The sequence below is a fragment of the Pseudoclavibacter sp. VKM Ac-2888 genome, from assembly GCF_015351285.1.
In the GTDB taxonomy this organism is placed as follows: Bacteria; Actinomycetota; Actinomycetes; order Actinomycetales; family Microbacteriaceae; genus Pseudoclavibacter.
Genome location: NZ_JADKSM010000001.1, coordinates 2193699 through 2209534 on the forward strand (window position 1 = coordinate 2193699; position 15836 = coordinate 2209534).

At 70.2% G+C, this 15836-nt stretch carries 17 protein-coding genes; 7 read left to right on the forward strand and 10 right to left on the reverse strand.

The annotated features are described in order from the left end of the window. A partial coding sequence (locus tag ITJ61_RS10350; protein WP_194686116.1) for an ice-binding family protein occupies window positions 1-851 on the reverse strand: 851 nt, incomplete at its 3' end. A 133-nt stretch (window positions 852-984) separates the two neighbouring features. Further along, on the reverse strand, window positions 985-1911 hold the full coding sequence (locus ITJ61_RS10355) for a LysR family transcriptional regulator ArgP (RefSeq protein ID WP_104342150.1): 927 nt from the start codon (window positions 1909-1911) through the stop codon (window positions 985-987). A 69-nt stretch (window positions 1912-1980) separates the two neighbouring features. On the opposite strand from ITJ61_RS10355, the gene ITJ61_RS10360 reads away from it, so the two are divergent. The 5 genes from ITJ61_RS10360 (at window position 1981) to ITJ61_RS10380 (ending at window position 4658) form a co-directional block, all read left to right on the forward strand. Then, complete coding sequence (locus tag ITJ61_RS10360) at window positions 1981-2595, forward strand: LysE/ArgO family amino acid transporter (RefSeq protein WP_194686117.1); 615 nt, start codon at window positions 1981-1983, stop codon at window positions 2593-2595. 112 nt (window positions 2596-2707) lie between these two features. After that, entirely contained in the window at window positions 2708-3652 is a 945-nt protein-coding gene (locus ITJ61_RS10365) for a hypothetical protein (RefSeq protein ID WP_194686118.1), read from the forward strand. Beyond that, window positions 3649-3984: a GntR family transcriptional regulator gene (locus ITJ61_RS10370; protein WP_104240053.1), complete on the forward strand. Its 336-nt coding sequence runs from the start codon at window positions 3649-3651 to the stop codon at window positions 3982-3984. The genes ITJ61_RS10365 and ITJ61_RS10370 overlap by 4 nt, the downstream gene beginning before the upstream one ends. A 108-nt stretch (window positions 3985-4092) precedes the next feature. Continuing rightward, window positions 4093-4239: a hypothetical protein gene (locus ITJ61_RS10375; protein ID WP_181057671.1), complete on the forward strand. Its 147-nt coding sequence runs from the start codon at window positions 4093-4095 to the stop codon at window positions 4237-4239. A gap of 131 nt (window positions 4240-4370) precedes the next feature. Next, window positions 4371-4658 (forward strand): hypothetical protein, encoded by a 288-nt coding sequence (locus ITJ61_RS10380; RefSeq protein ID WP_104240052.1) that lies wholly within the window; start codon window positions 4371-4373, stop codon window positions 4656-4658. On the opposite strand, the gene ITJ61_RS10385 is transcribed toward ITJ61_RS10380, so the two are convergent. Genes ITJ61_RS10385 through kdpF form a run of 6 tightly spaced genes read right to left on the reverse strand, consistent with a single transcriptional unit; the run spans window position 4655 to window position 12513 of the window. Next, a complete protein-coding gene (locus ITJ61_RS10385; protein WP_104342147.1) occupies window positions 4655-5380 on the reverse strand; it encodes a response regulator in 726 nt (241 codons plus the stop codon). The two genes, ITJ61_RS10380 and ITJ61_RS10385, sit on opposite strands and share 4 nt — an antisense overlap. After that, window positions 5377-7929 (reverse strand): ATP-binding protein, encoded by a 2553-nt coding sequence (locus ITJ61_RS10390; RefSeq protein WP_194686119.1) that lies wholly within the window; start codon window positions 7927-7929, stop codon window positions 5377-5379. The genes ITJ61_RS10385 and ITJ61_RS10390 overlap by 4 nt, the downstream gene beginning before the upstream one ends. A 3-nt stretch (window positions 7930-7932) precedes the next feature. Continuing rightward, window positions 7933-8571 carry a potassium-transporting ATPase subunit KdpC gene (gene kdpC / locus ITJ61_RS10395; RefSeq protein ID WP_194686120.1) on the reverse strand — a complete coding sequence of 213 codons (639 nt, stop codon included), beginning with the start codon at window positions 8569-8571 and terminating at the stop codon, window positions 7933-7935. Window positions 8572-8612: 41 nt separating this feature from the next. Beyond that, entirely contained in the window at window positions 8613-10739 is a 2127-nt protein-coding gene (gene kdpB / locus ITJ61_RS10400) for a potassium-transporting ATPase subunit KdpB (RefSeq protein WP_194686121.1), read from the reverse strand. 2 nt (window positions 10740-10741) lie between these two features. After that, a complete protein-coding gene (kdpA, locus tag ITJ61_RS10405) occupies window positions 10742-12403 on the reverse strand; it encodes a potassium-transporting ATPase subunit KdpA (protein ID WP_416366853.1) in 1662 nt (553 codons plus the stop codon). 20 nt (window positions 12404-12423) lie between these two features. After that, entirely contained in the window at window positions 12424-12513 is a 90-nt protein-coding gene (gene kdpF / locus ITJ61_RS10410; protein WP_104240046.1) for a K(+)-transporting ATPase subunit F, read from the reverse strand. A gap of 306 nt (window positions 12514-12819) precedes the next feature. Here kdpF and ITJ61_RS10415 point away from each other — a divergent pair, with 306 nt between their 5' ends. Continuing rightward, window positions 12820-13812, forward strand: coding sequence for an NAD(P)H-binding protein (locus ITJ61_RS10415; RefSeq protein ID WP_194686123.1), 993 nt, complete (start codon window positions 12820-12822; stop codon window positions 13810-13812). On the opposite strand, the gene ITJ61_RS10420 is transcribed toward ITJ61_RS10415, so the two are convergent. Then, on the reverse strand, window positions 13802-14419 hold the full coding sequence (locus ITJ61_RS10420; protein WP_194686124.1) for a biotin transporter BioY: 618 nt from the start codon (window positions 14417-14419) through the stop codon (window positions 13802-13804). The two genes, ITJ61_RS10415 and ITJ61_RS10420, sit on opposite strands and share 11 nt — an antisense overlap. 69 nt (window positions 14420-14488) lie before the next feature. Here ITJ61_RS10420 and ITJ61_RS10425 point away from each other — a divergent pair, with 69 nt between their 5' ends. Further along, window positions 14489-15169 carry a TetR/AcrR family transcriptional regulator gene (locus tag ITJ61_RS10425; RefSeq protein WP_194686125.1) on the forward strand — a complete coding sequence of 227 codons (681 nt, stop codon included), beginning with the start codon at window positions 14489-14491 and terminating at the stop codon, window positions 15167-15169. Here ITJ61_RS10425 and ITJ61_RS10430 read toward each other — a convergent pair. Next, window positions 15166-15813 carry a TrmH family RNA methyltransferase gene (locus ITJ61_RS10430; protein WP_194686126.1) on the reverse strand — a complete coding sequence of 216 codons (648 nt, stop codon included), beginning with the start codon at window positions 15811-15813 and terminating at the stop codon, window positions 15166-15168. The two genes, ITJ61_RS10425 and ITJ61_RS10430, sit on opposite strands and share 4 nt — an antisense overlap. Window positions 15814-15836 lie beyond the last annotated feature (23 nt).

Here is a 15836-nt window from a genome sequence, read left to right on the forward strand (position 1 = left end):
GGCGTCGTCGTCTCCGTCGGCGTCGTCGTCTCCGTCGGCGTCGTCGTCTCCGTCGGCGTCGTCGTCTCCGTCGGCGTCGTCGTCTCCGTCGGCGTGACAGTGACGCATTCACTGGTCGTGAAGGTGTTCGTGTCGAGGGTGACCGAGCCGTTCCTGGCGAGCGCACGTCCGTCGACGGTCGATCCCTCGTTCACGGTGATCGAGGTGAGGGCGAGGATCGAGCCGACGAAGGTCGTGTCGGTGTCCAGCGTGGCGGAGCTGCCGATCTGCCAGAACACGTTGCACGCCTGTGCGCCGTTGAGGAGCGCGACGGTGCTGTCGGGTGCGGTGGTCAGCGCGGAGCCGATCTGGAAGATGAAGACCGCGTCGGGATCGCCTTCCGCGTCGAGGGAGAGCGTCCCGGTGATGCCCGCGGTGCTCGAAGCCTCGTACACGCCGGCCGTGAGCGTCTGTCCGCCGAGGTCGGCGCTGATGGGCGCGTCGGCGGCCTGACCTTCGAGCGCGTTGTACGCGGTGGTCACATCCGCCTGGGCCTGCAGGGAGTTGGCGTCCGTGGCGTGCACGTCGCCGAGCACGATGCCGGGCGGGAACCCGCTGATCGCCGTCCCGGGGTTCACTCCGAGGTCGCCATCGAGCACGCTTGGGCCGGTGTTCGTCACCGACTGCCCGCCGAGCACCGAGTAACTGGCGGCGGTGCCGAGGTCGGGCGCCGTGCCGATGGCCTGGGCCGACTGGGAGCCGAGCAGGACTGGGAAGAGGCCCGCGACGGCGACCGTCGAACCCGCAAGGAGGAGGAGCTGCTTGCGTCGAAATCTGAGGGGAGGAGTGGTGCGAACGGATGTGCTTCCCATGGGGACCTTCCTGGTGCCGCGGATGCGGGCGCGCGCGAGAATGCGAGCCCGGCTGAGACTAGATGAACTCCGGGAAACTTATTGGGGGTTGCACTCTGCTCGGCAAAAGCGCACTGTTGGTAGCCATTCCAGGTCAGAGGCTGCGAGCGGCGGCGGCGAAGACCGCCGACGCGGTCCTGCCGAGGGCCTCCGTATGCAGCTGCCATTGCTGCCAGAACAGGGGCACCGAGATCGACGCGCCGGGGTCGATCTCGACGAGCGAGGCATCGTCGCCTCCCTGGAGGTCCGGCACCAGGCCCCAGCCGAAGCCGAGGCGAATGGCCCGCACGAAGTCCGCGGAGGACGGCACGAAATGGCAGGGCGGGCCCGCCGGGTCGACGCCGACCCCGCGCAGGTAGCGCTCCTGGAGCCTGTCTGCTCGGTCGAAGACCACAACGGGCGCGTGCGCGAGCACCCCTCCCGAGTTCCGAGCGCCCCCCGTGAACCAGCGTTCCACGAAGTCCGGCGATGCCATCGGCGTGTAGCGCATCTCTCCGAGCAGCGCGGAGGTGCAGCCCTGCACGGGGACCGGGTCGGCGGTGATCGCGGCGGTCACGGCGCCCCGCCTGAGGAGGTCCGTGGTGTGCGCCTCGTCGGCTCGGTGCAGGTCGAAGGCGATCTCTCCGGCCAACGGCGCGAGGGCGGGGAGCAGCCAAGTCGCCAGTGAGTCCGCGTTGACGGCGATCGGCAGCCGCTCGAGCGAGGGCGGCGCCTGGGCTGCTCCAGGAGTGGCGCCGGAGGCTCCGCCCACTCGCCCGAGGACGTTCGACGCCTCCCTGCCGAGCGCATCCACCTGCCGTGCGAGGCGGAGGAGGACCTCGCCCGATTCGGTCGGCACGACCGGCTTGCTGCGTTGAAGCAGCACGCGCCCGGTCTCGCTCTCCAGGGACTTGATGCGCTGGCTGATCGCCGAGGGCGTGACGCGCAGCTCCCGGGCGGCCGCCTCGAACGTGCCCGTCTCGACGGCGGATCGAAGCGCTGCGAGGCGCTGAGGGTCGAACGCGTTCGGGGAATCAGGCATGAAGCAATGCTAATGATTCACAAGAAACATGAGCTGGACCATCACCACGGGCACGAATACGGTCACACCATGACCCCGGATCTGCTCCCCCTGCTCGCTGGCTTCGGCTTCGGCCTGTCGCTCATCGTCGCGATCGGCGCGCAGAACGCGTTCGTGCTGCGCCAGGGACTGCTCCGCACACATGTCCTCGCCGTGGTCGCCGTGTGCGCCCTCTCCGACGCGATCCTCATCCTGCTCGGCATCGGGGGTGCCGGCATCGTCTTCACGGCGCTCCCCTGGCTGACGACCGTGGTCCGCATCGGGGGCACCGCGTTCCTCCTCGGCTACGCCGTGCTCGCGGCCCGCCGCGCCCTCAGGCCGAAGGCACTGGATGCGGACGAACCACGCGCCTCGGCCGCCCTGCTCCCGACGCTGCTCACGGCACTCGCGCTCACCTGGCTGAACCCGCACGTCTACCTGGACACGGTGGTCCTGCTCGGGTCCGTCGCGAACACCCACGGCGATGCGCGCTGGCTCTTCGGCGCGGGGGCGGCACTCGGCAGCATCGTCTGGTTCACAGCCCTGGGCTACGGGGCCAGGCTCCTGCAGCCGGTCTTCGCACGCCCCGCCGCGTGGCGCATCCTCGACGCCATGATCGCCGTGGTGATGGCTGGCATCGCGGCCTCCTTGCTACTCGGGCTCTGAACCAGGCAAACCGCCGACGCCTCCAACCTCAGCACTTGTACCGCCGAGCAGGTACAAAATCTTGTACCCTCGAAGAGTAACAAGAGGTTGACGACTGCCAAAGGAGGCGCAGATGAGCCCGCTGTTCTTGATCCTGATGTTCGACCTGGTCACATTCGTGCCGGCGGCAGTGCTCGCCCTCGGACTGAGCTTCGCCCCGTGGGTGCGCTCTCGAGTGCACGTCCCGACAGCGAGCCCGGGTCTGCTGCGCTCACGCCCGGATGCACTGGCCAGCCTGACCCTCGGCGTCGCCGCCCTGCTGGCCGCCCTCGTCGCGTTTGCACCCTTCGTCGAGGGCATGCTGCCCGGCTGGCTCACGCTCAACTCGGACCCGTTCGACTTCCGCTGGCACGACTTCTCTCGAGAGCTCATCGTCGGCAGCCTCGCCCTCATCGTGGTCGCTCTGATCCTCACACTGTTCCGCAGCACGCCTCGCGCTGCGGTTCCGCCTTCCGGGCCGCGCGGGTTGCGGACCTACGCCCCGGGTCACGGGCTCGCGACCCTCGCCGCGGCTCTCGCCGCGCTTCTCCTCCTGACCGTGTTCGCGGGCTCGATCTCGAGCGCGGACGAGGACGGCCGCCACACGCTGTTCGTCATCGAGACCGGTGGGCAGTTCTCGGCTGCATCGGGGCGCTTCTACGGGTGGGCGTATGGCGTTCCGGCAGCGATCGCGGCGGTCGCCCTCGTCGCGGCAACCGCGTTCGCACTGCACGCCAATGCGACGCGCACCTTCCTCGAGCCGAAGAGCGTCGAGTGGGAGAGCCAAGCACGTCGGGCGCTCGCAACACGCGTCCTCTGGTTCTCGATCGGGATCCTCGTCTTCGTGCTCGGCAACTGCGCGCTCCGGATAGGAGGCGCGGCCGGTGCGCAGCTGACCGCGCCCGACTACTCCTGGGGCACGAGCATGGCCGCCTTCGAGCCGGTGCTCACATGGGGCGGCCGCCTGCTCCGCGGCATCGGCCTCACGCTGCTCCTGCTCGTCGGCTTCACGCATCGGACCGGTCGGGGACGACGATGAGCGAGGGCACGTCGGAGCAGGTCGCGGCCCACTTCCGGGGGCTGATCCTGGCGGGACGGATCGGCGCGGGTGAACGACTGCCGACCGTTCGCCAGACCGCCAGGGACTTCGGCGTCGCCCTCGGCACCGCGGCGCGGGCCTACCGGCTGCTCGAGGCGGAGGGCACGATCGTCACACGCGGAGCCGCGGGAACCCGGGTCGCGGACCAGCCCTCGACACTGCCCGGTGCCGTCACCGCGAAGCTGCGGGCCGCCGTCGAGGAAGCACGGCGCTCAGGCACGTCGCAGACGGAGATCATGAACGCGCTGACGGCGATCTGGGACTCCGAGTAGCAGCCACCGCTCCCCGACGTCACCCCGCCGCGTCACGTCCCGCAAACTCCCCAGCCGCGAGCGCTATCGTCGGCCCAGTCAAGGAAGATCCCGACCGGAAGGCCAACGATGAGCGACCAGAAGATTTCCCACGACGCCGACGGCGAAGAGAAGCCGAACGGCCTCGGCGAAGACGGGACGATTCCCGACTCCGACGATGGAGTCGCGGTCGGCTACGACCCGGACGCCTCCACCTTCGAGCCCGAAGAGGACTGACACCGGCCACCCAGCCGGTTGATGCTGTGGCCCGCGACGCTCCGGCGACGCGGGCCATCTGCGTCGAGACTCACGGGCTCCACGCATCCGGACCCCCGCGGCTTCCCAGGACGAGCCCACAGGCTCGCGGGATGAGCCACCAGATGCACGATCACGAAGACAGCCTCTCCACGGACGAGCAGCTCGAGAAGGACACCGCCTACTCCCCCGGAAGCGAGACCGAGACGCAGGCGAAGCAGGAGACCGGCACCGCACGGGTCGACGAGGTCGACGGGCGCCTCGACGGCGACATCGACACCGACAAGGTGAACGTGCGGCCGGGCACGGGCGGGCCAGACGACGTCGGCGATATCGACGCGGAAGGCATTGAATTCCCCAGCGCGGAGGAGGCGAGCCGAGCGGCCCCCTCGGACAGCTAGCCCTTCTCGGCCAGCGAGGCCGAGGCGGGGCCGTCCGACCTCAACACCAGCCGGTAGCCCATGCCGGCCTCCGTGAGGAGGTGGCGAGGCTCGGACGGCACCGGCTCGAGCTTCTTGCGCAGCTGCGACATGTACAGCCGGAGGTATCCAGTGTCGGTGACATGCTCGGAGCCCCAGATGCTCGTGAGCAGCATCTGCCTCGTCACGAGCCTCCCCGCGTTGCGCACGAGCAGCTCGAGCACCTGCCACTCCGTCGGGGTGAGGCGCACGTGCGCCGCCTCTCCCCCTCCCGTGCGCACGACGCTCTTCGCGGCGAGGTCGACAGACACGTCGCCGAACGCGACGACGGGTTCCGCGTCGCCCTGCGGCACCCGACGAGACAGGGCACGGATGCGCGCGAGCAGCTCGTCGACGGAGAACGGCTTCGTGACGTAGTCGTCGGCGCCGGCATCGAGCGCATCCACCTTGTCGCCAGCCCCGCTGCGCCCGGAGACGACGAGGATCGGCGCGTCCGACCAGCCGCGGATGGCTTGGATCACTTCGATCCCGTCGAGCTCGGGCATCCCGAGGTCGAGGAGGTACAGGTCCGGGCGGCGCTCGGCCGCGATCGAGACGGCCTCCGTTCCGTTGCGGGCGACGAGCACCTCGTACCCCTTGGCGGTGAGGGTGATGCGCAACGCACGCAGCAGCTGCGGGTCGTCGTCGGCGATCAGGATCTTCATGCGCGATCTCCCTGGATCTGCTCGGGCGGGTTGCCGGCGACCGGCAGCGTCACGACCATCGTGAGCCCTCCGCCCGGGGTGTCCTCCGGCACCAGTGTGCCGTGCATCCCCTCCACGAATCCCTTCGAGATGGCGAGGCCCAGCCCGAGGCCCGTCGAGTTGTCGGTGTCGCCGAGGCGCTGGAAGGGCACGAACACGTCGTCACGGCGTTCGGCGGGGATTCCGGGCCCTCGGTCGATGACCCTGATCTGCACGCTCCCGCCGAACTCGCTCGTCGCGAGCCGCACGCGGCGGTTCGGTGGCGAGTGCCGGACCGCGTTGGCGAGGAGGTTCACGAGGACCCGCTGCAGGAGGGCCGGGTCGGCGGCGATGGATGCGGCGCTCGAGTCGAGCGCCAGCTCCACGTCGTCCGGGCCGAGCTGCAGCTCGTCGAGCGCGGGCACGATCACGTCGGCGGGGTCGGTCGGCATGATCGACACCGCGAGTCCCCCGGACTTCAGTCGACTCACGTCGAGGAGGTCGGTGACGAGAGCGGCGAGCGTTCCGAGGCTCTCGTCCGCGGTCTCGAGGAGCTCGTCACGGTCGGCTGCCGCGAGTTCCTCGCCAGCGGAACGCAGGCCGCTGACGGCCGCCGTCGCCGAGGCGAGGGGCCGCCTCAGGTCGTGGCTGAGGGCGGACAGGAGCGCCCGTCTGACCTTGTCGGAGGCGGCGAGCGGGGCCACCTCGTCTGCCGCGACCCGCAGGTCGCTGTGCTCCAGAGCCGCACCGAGCTGGGCGACGATGACCGTCAGGAGGCGACGCTCAGAGGCATCGAGCTCGCGCCCGTGCAGCTCGAGTCGCGCGCCAGCCCCGTCTGATGTCCCCGCGCTCACCGGGATGACCGCGTGGCGGTTCCCGCGCACCGGCTCTCCGCAGCTCGCGAGCACAAGCGGGTCAGCCCCACTGGCATCGCCTCGCGCATCCACGAGTCGTACACCCGCGAGCCCGAACGCCTCCCGTGTCCGCTCGACCAGCGCCTGCAGGGCGCTCTGCCCGCGCAGCACGCTGCCTGCAACCGTCTGCAGCAGCTGCGACTCCGCGGCGGCCCTCCTCGCCTCGCGCGCCCTCCTGGCCGCCCGGTCGACGACGAGGCTCACGAGCGTCGCGATGACCACGTAGAGGACGATCGCGACGAGGTGGCTCAGCTCAGTGATGAGGACCGTGCCGAACGGGGCGACGAAGAAGAAGTCGAGCGTGACCCCCGAGAGCACGGCAGCGAAGAGCGCGGGCCACAGCCCGCCGATGAGGGCGACCGTGACGACGAGGAGCTGGTAGCTGAGCGCGTGCGTCGTGAACGAGTCGACGCTGCCGAGCGACGCCAGGAGCCAGGTGAGCAGCGGTCCAGCCACCAGCGCGAGCGCGAGCCCCGCGATGCGGCGACGCATCGTGAGCGCACCGCCGAGTCGCGGCAGTCTGAGGCCGCCACCGGCGCGCGCGTGGTTCACGATGTGCACGTCGATGCTGCCCGCCTCGCGGGTCACCGCGCTCCCGACGCTCGGCCCCGTGAGCAGCGCAGCCAGACGATTCCGGCGGCTCACGCCGATGACCAGCTGGGTCGCGTTGACCGAGCGCGCGAACTCGATGAGCGCCGCCGGGACATCCTCGCCGACAACCTGGTGGTACGTTCCGCCGAGCTCTTCGACGAGCGCCCGCTGGCGCGCGAGGTGCGCTGGGTCACCGGCGCGAAGACCGTCCTGGCTCGTGACATGCAGCGCAAGCAGCTCCCCGCTGCCCGACCTCGCGGCGATTCGGGCGCCGCGGCGCAGCAGCGTCTCGCCCTCCGCGCCACCGGTGATCGTCACGACGACTCGCTCGCGGGCTTCCCACGTGGTGTCGATGCCCTGCTCGGCGCGGTAGCTCTGCAGGGACTGGTCGACCTCATCGGCGAGCCACAGCAGCGCCAGCTCCCGCAGCGCCGTGAGGTTGCCGAGGCGGAAGTAGTTGGAGAGCGCGGCGTCGACACGCTCCGCCGGGTAGACGAGGCCACCCGCGAGCCGATCGCGCAGCGCCTGGGGCGAGAGGTCCACCACCTGCACCTGGTCGGCGCGACGCAGCACCTGGTCGGGGATCGTCTCCCGCTGCGGTGCGCCCGTGATCTGCTCGACCACGTCGCCCAGCGACTCGACGTGCTGGATGTTCACCGTCGAGAGCACGTCGATGCCGGCCTCGAGGAGCTCCTCGACGTCCTCCCAGCGCTTGGCGTTGCGCGAACCGGGGGCGTTCGTGTGGGCGAGCTCGTCGACGAGGGCGATCTCGGGGCTGCGCTTGAGCACGGCGTCCACGTCCATCTCCGAGAGCGTCACGCCGCGATGGAGGGACTCCGCACGCTGCAGCACCTCGAGCCCGTCTGCTGCGGCAGCCGTCGCGGCCCGGCCGTGGGTCTCGACGACCGCGACGACGACATCCTGTCCGGCTTCGCGCATCCGCCTGCCCTCGTGCAGCATCGCGAACGTCTTGCCCACGCCAGGGGCGGCGCCGAGCAGCACCCGCAGCCGTCCGCGCTTCGCCATGACTCAGCGCTCCTTCGTATCCATGGTCGGGGCCTGCAGCTCGACCAGGGCCTGGTTGAGTTCGAGCACGTTGACGCTCGCCTCCCCGAGGAAGCCGAGGAAGGGGCTGGTCGTGTGCGCTGCGACCAGAGTACGGACGTCCGCCTCCGCGAGCCCGCGAGCCTCGGCGACGCGTGCCACCTGCAGGGCGGCGTACTCGGGGCTGATGTGCGGATCGAGGCCGGATGCGGACGCCGTGACGGCGTCCGCGGGCACCTCCGCGAGCGAGACGCCGTTGAGCTCCGCGACTTCGCGGCGCCGCTCGTCGATGGCTGCGACGAGCTCCGGGTTCTCGGGCCCCAGGTTCGAGCCGGAGGAAGCGCCCGAGTCGTAGCCGTCGCCCGCGGCCGATGGGCGCGACTGGAAGAACTCGGGAAGCGGGTTGCCCTCGGCGTCCGTGAAGGACTGCCCGATGAGGCTGGACCCGATGCTCGTGCCGTCGTCGTCGTGCAGCTGGGAGCCGTTCGCCTGGGCTCCGAACGCGAGCTGCCCGATGCCCGTGATGACCAGGGTGTAGCCGACGCCGAGCACGAGCGTGAAGAGGAGCATCGCCCGCACGGCGACCCAGGTGGTGCGCGCCGTGGCGCGAGTTGAGGAGTTCAAGGTGGAGTCCTGTCAGATCAGTCGGGGCGGTGGTGGCGGGGTCAGAAGCCGGGGATGAGGCGCACGACGAGGTCGATGAGCCAGATCCCGACGAACGGTGCGACGATGCCGCCAGCCCCGTACACGAGCAGGTTCCGGCCGAGCGTGCTCGCGGCGTTCGCTGGCCGGTACTTCACGCCCCGGAGCGCGAGCGGCACGAGCGCCACGATCACGATGGCGTTGAAGACGATGGCCGAGAGCACGGCCGAGGCGGGCGAGTGGAGACCCATGATGTTGAGGACCCCGAGCCCGGGGTACACGCCCATGAACATGGCCGGGATGATCGCGAAGTACTTGGCGATGTCGTTCGAGATGGAGAACGTGGTGAGCGCGCCGCGCGTGATGAGCAGCTGCTTGCCGATGCGCACCACGTCGATGAGCTTCGTCGGGTCGGAGTCGAGGTCGACCATGTTGCCAGCCTCCTTCGCCGCCGACGTGCCCGTGTTCATCGCGACGCCCACGTCGGCCTGCGCGAGCGCCGGCGCATCGTTCGTGCCGTCCCCCGTCATCGCGACGAGGTTGCCGCCGTCCTGCTCGCGGCGGATGTAGGCGAGCTTCTGCTCCGGCGTCGCCTCGGCGAGGAAGTCGTCGACCCCGGCCTCCTTGGCGATGGCGGCCGCCGTGAGCGGGTTGTCGCCCGTCACCATGACGGTGCGGATGCCCATCGACCGCAGCTCCGCGAAGCGCTCGCTGAGGCCCTCCTTGACGATGTCCTTGAGGTGGACGACACCGAGCACGCGCCCGGCGGCCGCGCCGGTGCCTCTAACCAAGCCGGGGCCGGGCGCATCCATCACGGCGACGACGAGCGGGGTGCCTCCGCTCTGCGAGATGCGGTTCGTGGCGTCCTGGAGCTCCTCGAGCCGTGAGGCCTCGAGTGGCGCGCCCTCGTCGGCGAGCCAGGCGGTCACCGCGGACCCGGCGCCCTTGCGGATGCGCGCGCCGTCAGGCAGGTCGAGTCCCGACATGCGGGTCTGGGCCGTGAACGCGACGACCTCGCCCTGCGTCGCACCCGGTTGGGCGGCGAGATCGACGCCCTCCTGGCGGGCGAGCTCGACGATGGAGACCCCCTCGGGGGTCGGGTCGGCGAGCGAGGACAGGGCAGCGGCGCGGACCAGTTCCTGCTCGCCCGTGGCGGGCATCCGCACGAACTCGGACGCGCGCCGGTTGCCGTAGGTGATGGTGCCGGTCTTGTCGAGCAGCAGCGTCGTCACGTCGCCGGCGGCCTCGACGGCCCGCCCGGACATCGCGAGCACGTTGCGCTGCACGAGCCGGTCCATGCCCGCGATGCCGATCGCCGACAGCAGCGCTCCGATGGTGGTCGGGATGAGGCACACGAGCAGGGCGATGAGGACCGTGATGCTGACGGGCTTCGCCGCGTACGAGGCGATCGGGTTGAGCGTCAGCGCGACGACCACGAACACGATCGAGAGGGACGCGAGGAGGATGGAGAGCGCGATCTCGTTGGGCGTCTTCTGCCGGGAGGCTCCCTCGACGAGGGCGATCATCCGGTCGACGAACGTCTCGCCCGGCTTCGAGGTGATGCGAACCACGATGCGGTCGGAGAGCACGCGGGTGCCCCCGGTCACGGCGCTGCGGTCGCCACCGGACTCGCGGATGACGGGTGCTGACTCGCCCGTGATGGCCGACTCATCCACGGAGGCGATCCCCCAGATGATATCGCCGTCGCCCGGGATCAGCTCGCCCGCGGAGACGACGACGACGTCGCCGAGGGTGAGGTCGGCCGAGGAGACCTCGACGGTGCTCCCGCGCTCCGCCCCCGGGTCGCCGGCGGGGTCGTAGCCGCCCACCCGGTGAGCCGCGGTGCTGGTCCTGGTCTGCCGGAGGGTCTCGGCCTGCGCCTTGCCTCGCCCCTCGGCCACCGACTCCGCGAGGTTCGCGAAGAGCACCGTCAGCCACAGCCAGACGGCGATGGCGATGGTGAACGAGGCGGGGATCTGCGTGCCGCCGGAGTCAGCCGGACCGCCCAGGAAGGGCTCGGCGATCGCGAGCGCCGTCGTGAACGCCGCTCCGACCCACACGATGAACATGACCGGGTTGCGCCATTGCGCGCGCGGGTCGAGCTTGCGGAACGCGCCGGGCAGCGACGCCATGATTGGGATGCTCTGCATGGTCAGGAGAGTCCTTCTGCGAGGGGGCCCAGCGCGAGCACTGGGAAGTAGGTGAGGGCCGTGATGAGGACGCTCACGCCGGTGAGCAGCCCGATGAACTGCGGGCGGTGCGTCGGCAGGGTGCCGACGGTGGCCGGCACCTTGTCCTGCGCGGCGAGCGAGCCGGCGAGCGCCAGCACGAACACGATGGGCACGAAGCGGCCGAGCAGCATGACGATGCCGAGGGCCGTGTTGAGCCATGGCGTGTTCGCCGTCAGGCCGGCGAACGCCGATCCGTTGTTGTTGGCGGCGGAGGTGAAGGCGTAGAGCACCTCGGAGAGGCCGTGCACGCCCGGGTTCCAGATGGACGTCGACTGCACGTCCAAGCGGATGCCCGGGATGGCGAAGCTCAGGGCGACTCCCGTGAGCACGAGGACGGGCGTGACCAGGATGTAGAGGCTCGCGAGCTTGATCTCCCGCGGGCCGATCCGCTTGCCGAGGTACTCCGGGGTGCGCCCGATGAGGAGGCCGGCGATGAACACCGCGATGATCGCCAGCACGAGCATGGCGTACAGGCCGGAGCCGACGCCGCCTGGGGCGATCTCGCCGAGCATCATGTTCAGCATCGGGAGGAGGCCGCCGAAGGCCGTGTAGGAGTCGTGCATGGAGTTGACGGCCCCGGTCGACGTGCCAGTGCTCGTGGTGGCGAAGAGCGTCGATCCGATGATGCCGAAGCGCTGCTCCTTGCCCTCCATCGCTCCCCCTGCGGCCCCGGGCGCGGCGCCGATGCCCGCGCTCTCGACGGCGGTGAGCACGGCGAACGACACGGTGAAAAGCGTGGCCATGACGGCGAGCACGGCGATTCCCTGGCGGCGGTCGCCGACCATCCGCCCGAACGTCCGAGGCAGCGAGAACGGGATCGCGAGCATGAGGACGATCTGCAGCAGGTTCGTCACAGCGCTCGGGTTCTCGAACGGATGCGCCGAGTTCGCGTTGAAGAAGCCGCCGCCGTTCGTGCCGACGAGCTTGATCGCCTCCTGGGACGCGACGGGGCCGCCTGGGATGGACTGCGTCGCCCCGGCGAGCGTCGCGACGTCGGTGAACCCGTTGAAGTTCTGGATGACGCCGCCTGCGAGCAGCGCGAGCGCGGCGATCGTCGACATGGGCAGCAGGACTCGGACGGTGCCCCGCACGAGGTCGACCCAGAAGTTGCCGAGCGTTCCGCTGCGCGTGGCGGCGAGACCGCGCACGAGGGCGATCGCGACGGCCAGGCCGACCGCGGCGGAGACGAAGTTCTGCACGGTGAGCGCCGACAGCTGGACGGTGTAGCCGAGCGTGAGCTCCGGCGAGTACGACTGCCAGTTCGTGTTCGTGACGAACGAGACTGCCGTGTTGAAGGAGAGGGGCTCGGACGGCGCCGTCAGCCCCAGCGAGTAGGGCAGCCACTGCTGGGTGCGCTGCAGCAGGTAGACGAGGAGCACACCGACCGCGGAGAAGATGAGCACTCCGCGGAGGTACGACTGCCAGGTCTGCGGGGAGGCGGGGTCGACGCCCACGAGCCGGTACGCGGCCCGCTCGAGACGCCAGTCCTTCTCTGAGGTGTAGACCCAGGCGAGGTAGTCGCCGAGGGGGCGGTGGAGTGCCGCGAGGATGAGCGCGAGAGTCAGGAACGTGAGGGATGCCATGAACACAGGAGATCCATCCATCAGAAGCGCTCCGGTTTCAGGAGTGCCACGACGAGGTAGACGATGGCGGCGATGCCGAGAGCGACGGCGACGATGTCGAAGACGATCACAGCTTCTCCATCGCCTTGCCGAGCAGGCCGATGGTGGCGAAGAGGGCGAGCACGCCCGCGACGAAGACGACGTCAAGCACTTGGGCTCCGTTCGGAGGTCAGCGGCCGAGCCGAGGCGGCTGGGCTGCACGCCGTGAGGCGCAGTGCTCGATACAACTCCTCTCAGAGCGCCAGGAGGGTCGTCCTAACGGAACCCATACGAGGTGGATGCCCTTCCTTACAGAACGCCGATGCCGCCTCGCAGCTTGCACCGCCATGATGAGGGTCGGCACCCGACGCGGTGCCGAGGAGGCAGGGCTTCGACCGATGAACGTACTGGTGATGGGCGCGACGGGATACATCGGCAGCCGAGTGATACCGGTCCTGCTCGACGCGGGCATGGAGGTCACGGCCGGCGCCCGCAAGCCGGGCGACCTCGACGCGTTCTGGTGGGCCGAGCGGGTGCGCCGGGTCGAGCTCGACGTGCTCGATGAAGCTTCCGTCGCGGCAGCGGTGACGGCCGACGTCGACGCCATCCTCTACCTCGTGCACGGCATGGCGAGCGACGACTTCCGCGAGGCGGATCTCGAGGCGGCGCGGCTCGTGCGCGCGGCCGCTGACCGCTCTGGGGTGCGACGCATCGTGTACGTCTCCGGCATCATCCCGCCCGTTGCGGAGGAGGAGCTCTCGGAGCACCTCACTTCGCGCCTCGAGGTCGAGCGCGAGCTCCACGAGGCGGACGCGGTGGTCGTCACCCTGCGAGCCGCCATGGTCCTCGGCGCGAGCTCCACGAGCTTCGAGCTCATGTCGCAGCTCGCCGCGCGGCTGCCCGTGACCGTGGTGCCTGCGTGGATGCAGAGCGACGTCGAGCCCATCGCGGTGGTCGACCTCGCCAGGGCCGTGAGCGGCGCGCTGACCGCCGACGTCTCGACGCGCGCCTACTCCGTCGGCGGCGGCGAGCGACTCCCCTACCCGAGACTCATCGACCGCTACGCCGACACCGTCGAGAAGCGCCGACCGCAGGTCATCCTGCCTGGACTGCCGGAGCCCCTGGTCGCGAGGCTCGCCACCCTGATCACCGACGTGCCGTCCTCGACCGTGACGTCGCTCATGGAGAGCCTGCGCGAGGACATGGTCGCCGACGACGACACGTGGATCGCCGAGCTCCTCCCGGAGGACGCCGAGCGCCCGCTGTCCATCGACGAGGCGCTTCGTCGCTCCGTCGCGCAGCCCGACCCCACCGTGCCCGCGTCGCAGCGAGACCCGATGGGGCGGCTCCCCGGCGACCCGTCCTGGGCCGCGGCTGCCGCTACCGTCTGAGCAGCTTCCAGGTCGACGGCAGGAGCGCGCTGACGGCCGCGATCTTGATGGCGTCGCCGATGAGGAAGGGCACGACCCCGAGCGCGAGGGCGGTGCCGAGGTCGACGCCGAGCGAGACCGCGAGCCACGGCACGCCGGCCGCGTAGACGAGGAGCGTGCCGAGCACCGTGGCGCCCACTGTGGACGCGACTTGGCGGTCGGCGCGGCGACGGGCGAGCGCACCGACGGCGACCGCGGCCAGCACGTAGCCGATGATGTAGCCGAACGACGGGAACAGCACACCGGAGGCCCCGTCGGCGAAGATGGGCGCGCCGAGAGCTCCGAGCGCGAGGTACAGGCCGGCGCTCGCCGCGGCCCGAGCGGGCCCGAGGGATGCGCCGGTCAGCAGCACGGCGAAGGTCGCGAGCGAGACGGGCACGGGCGTGAACGGCAGCGGGATGACGATGAAGCCGGCCGCGATGAGGAACAGCGTGCCGCCGAGCACGAGCGCGACGTTGAGGAGCTGAACTCCGGTGCGTGAACCGGCCCCGGCCACGAGATCGGCGAGAACGCGGGGCACGGCGCCATTGGCGGGACGCCTGGCGGCGTCGATCGATTCGGTGCTCATAGGGAGTTGGACCTTTCTCTCGAATCTCCTGAACGGTGTTCAGTGAACAGTGTTCAGTAGATTAGCGCCATGACACCCCGTGGTCCAGCCGAAGGCGCCTCGCGTGACGCCGCACGCACCCCTGCGAGCAGCCACGAGAAGCTCAGCCGCACCGAGATCGTCACCACAGCGCTCGAGGTGCTGGACGAGCACGGCCTGCCGAACCTCTCGATGCGGCGCATCAGCGACTACCTCGAGGTGCAGCCGAGCGCGCTCTACTGGCACTTCCCCAACAAGCAGTCGCTGCTGGCGGCCGTGAGCGACCGCATCCTGCGCCCCCTCACCGCCGAGACCTGGCTCCTCCCGGGTGCAGGGACCGAGCCCGGAACACAGCAGACCCGCACCCTCGCGCTGCAGCTTCACACCGCGCTCCGCTCCCGCAGGGACGGCGCCGAGCTCGTCTCGAGCTCGTTCGCCCTCGGCCTGCTGACCGTCGATCTGGTGCGGATGACCTCAGGCGCGGCCCGCAGCGACTTCGCCCTCGATGGCTGGGGCGGTCGCACGTGCGCCGAGGCGGTCGTGCACTACACGATCGGGCAGGCCTTCCACGAACAGCAGCAGACTCACGCCGCGGAGGTCGGCGCCCTCCAGGCCCACACCCAGGACCCACTCGAGCCGCAGGACCCCACCGAGCGCTTCACGGCTGGCCTCGACCTGATCCTCGCCGGAGCCGCGACGCTCGCGAAGGACGAGACGAGCACCGCCCCCTAGGCGAAGTCGACGTGCTGCAGCACCCACGTGTGCATCGCGACGGCCGCCGCCGCTGACGCGTTGATCGAGCGAGTCGAGCCGAACTGCGAGATCTCCAGCACAGCATCCGACACCTCGACGGCCTCCGCCGACACCCCTGGGCCCTCCTGCCCGAACAGCAGCACGCACCGCTCCGGAAGCTCGTAGGTCTCGATGGGCACGCAGCCGGGCACGTTGTCGATGGCGAACACAGGCATGTCCTCGCTCCTCGCCCAGGCGATGAACGCCTCGACCGTCTCGTGGTGCACGACGTGCTGGTACCGATCGGTGACCATGGCACCCCGCTTGTTCCAGCGGCGCTTGCCGACGATATGCACCGTGTCGGCGGCGAACGCGTTCGCGCTGCGCACGATCGAGCCGATGTTCATGTCGTGCTGCCAGTTCTCGATCGCGACGTGGAACGCGTGACGCTTCGTGTCGAGGTCGGCGACGATCGCATCCATCGACCAGTACCGATAGCGGTCGATCACGTTCCTGCGGTCGCCGTGCTCGAGCAGCTCCGCGTCGAACCAGGGCCCCTCTGGCCAGTCCTCGCGACCGCCGGGCCAGGGGCCGACCCCGTGCGGGGCGTCGTCTTCGCTGCCGAACTGCTGCTGTTCACTCACCGCCACAGCCTAGGCGCGCCGAG

Coding starts and splice junctions, on each gene's coding strand:
- ITJ61_RS10365 (WP_194686118.1), top strand. CDS start 2,708: ATGAGCCCGCTGTTCTTGATCCTGATGTTCGACCTGGTCACATTCGTG.
- ITJ61_RS10420 (WP_194686124.1), bottom strand. CDS start 14,419: ATGAGCACCGAATCGATCGACGCCGCCAGGCGTCCCGCCAATGGCGCC.
- ITJ61_RS10360 (WP_194686117.1), top strand. CDS start 1,981: ATGACCCCGGATCTGCTCCCCCTGCTCGCTGGCTTCGGCTTCGGCCTG.
- ITJ61_RS10355 (WP_104342150.1), bottom strand. CDS start 1,911: ATGCCTGATTCCCCGAACGCGTTCGACCCTCAGCGCCTCGCAGCGCTT.
- ITJ61_RS10380 (WP_104240052.1), top strand. CDS start 4,371: ATGAGCCACCAGATGCACGATCACGAAGACAGCCTCTCCACGGACGAG.
- ITJ61_RS10390 (WP_194686119.1), bottom strand. CDS start 7,929: ATGGCGAAGCGCGGACGGCTGCGGGTGCTGCTCGGCGCCGCCCCTGGC.
- kdpA (WP_416366853.1), bottom strand. CDS start 12,403: ATGGCATCCCTCACGTTCCTGACTCTCGCGCTCATCCTCGCGGCACTC.
- ITJ61_RS10370 (WP_104240053.1), top strand. CDS start 3,649: ATGAGCGAGGGCACGTCGGAGCAGGTCGCGGCCCACTTCCGGGGGCTG.
- ITJ61_RS10375 (WP_181057671.1), top strand. CDS start 4,093: ATGAGCGACCAGAAGATTTCCCACGACGCCGACGGCGAAGAGAAGCCG.
- ITJ61_RS10425 (WP_194686125.1), top strand. CDS start 14,489: ATGACACCCCGTGGTCCAGCCGAAGGCGCCTCGCGTGACGCCGCACGC.
- ITJ61_RS10385 (WP_104342147.1), bottom strand. CDS start 5,380: ATGAAGATCCTGATCGCCGACGACGACCCGCAGCTGCTGCGTGCGTTG.
- kdpB (WP_194686121.1), bottom strand. CDS start 10,739: ATGCAGAGCATCCCAATCATGGCGTCGCTGCCCGGCGCGTTCCGCAAG.
- ITJ61_RS10415 (WP_194686123.1), top strand. CDS start 12,820: ATGAACGTACTGGTGATGGGCGCGACGGGATACATCGGCAGCCGAGTG.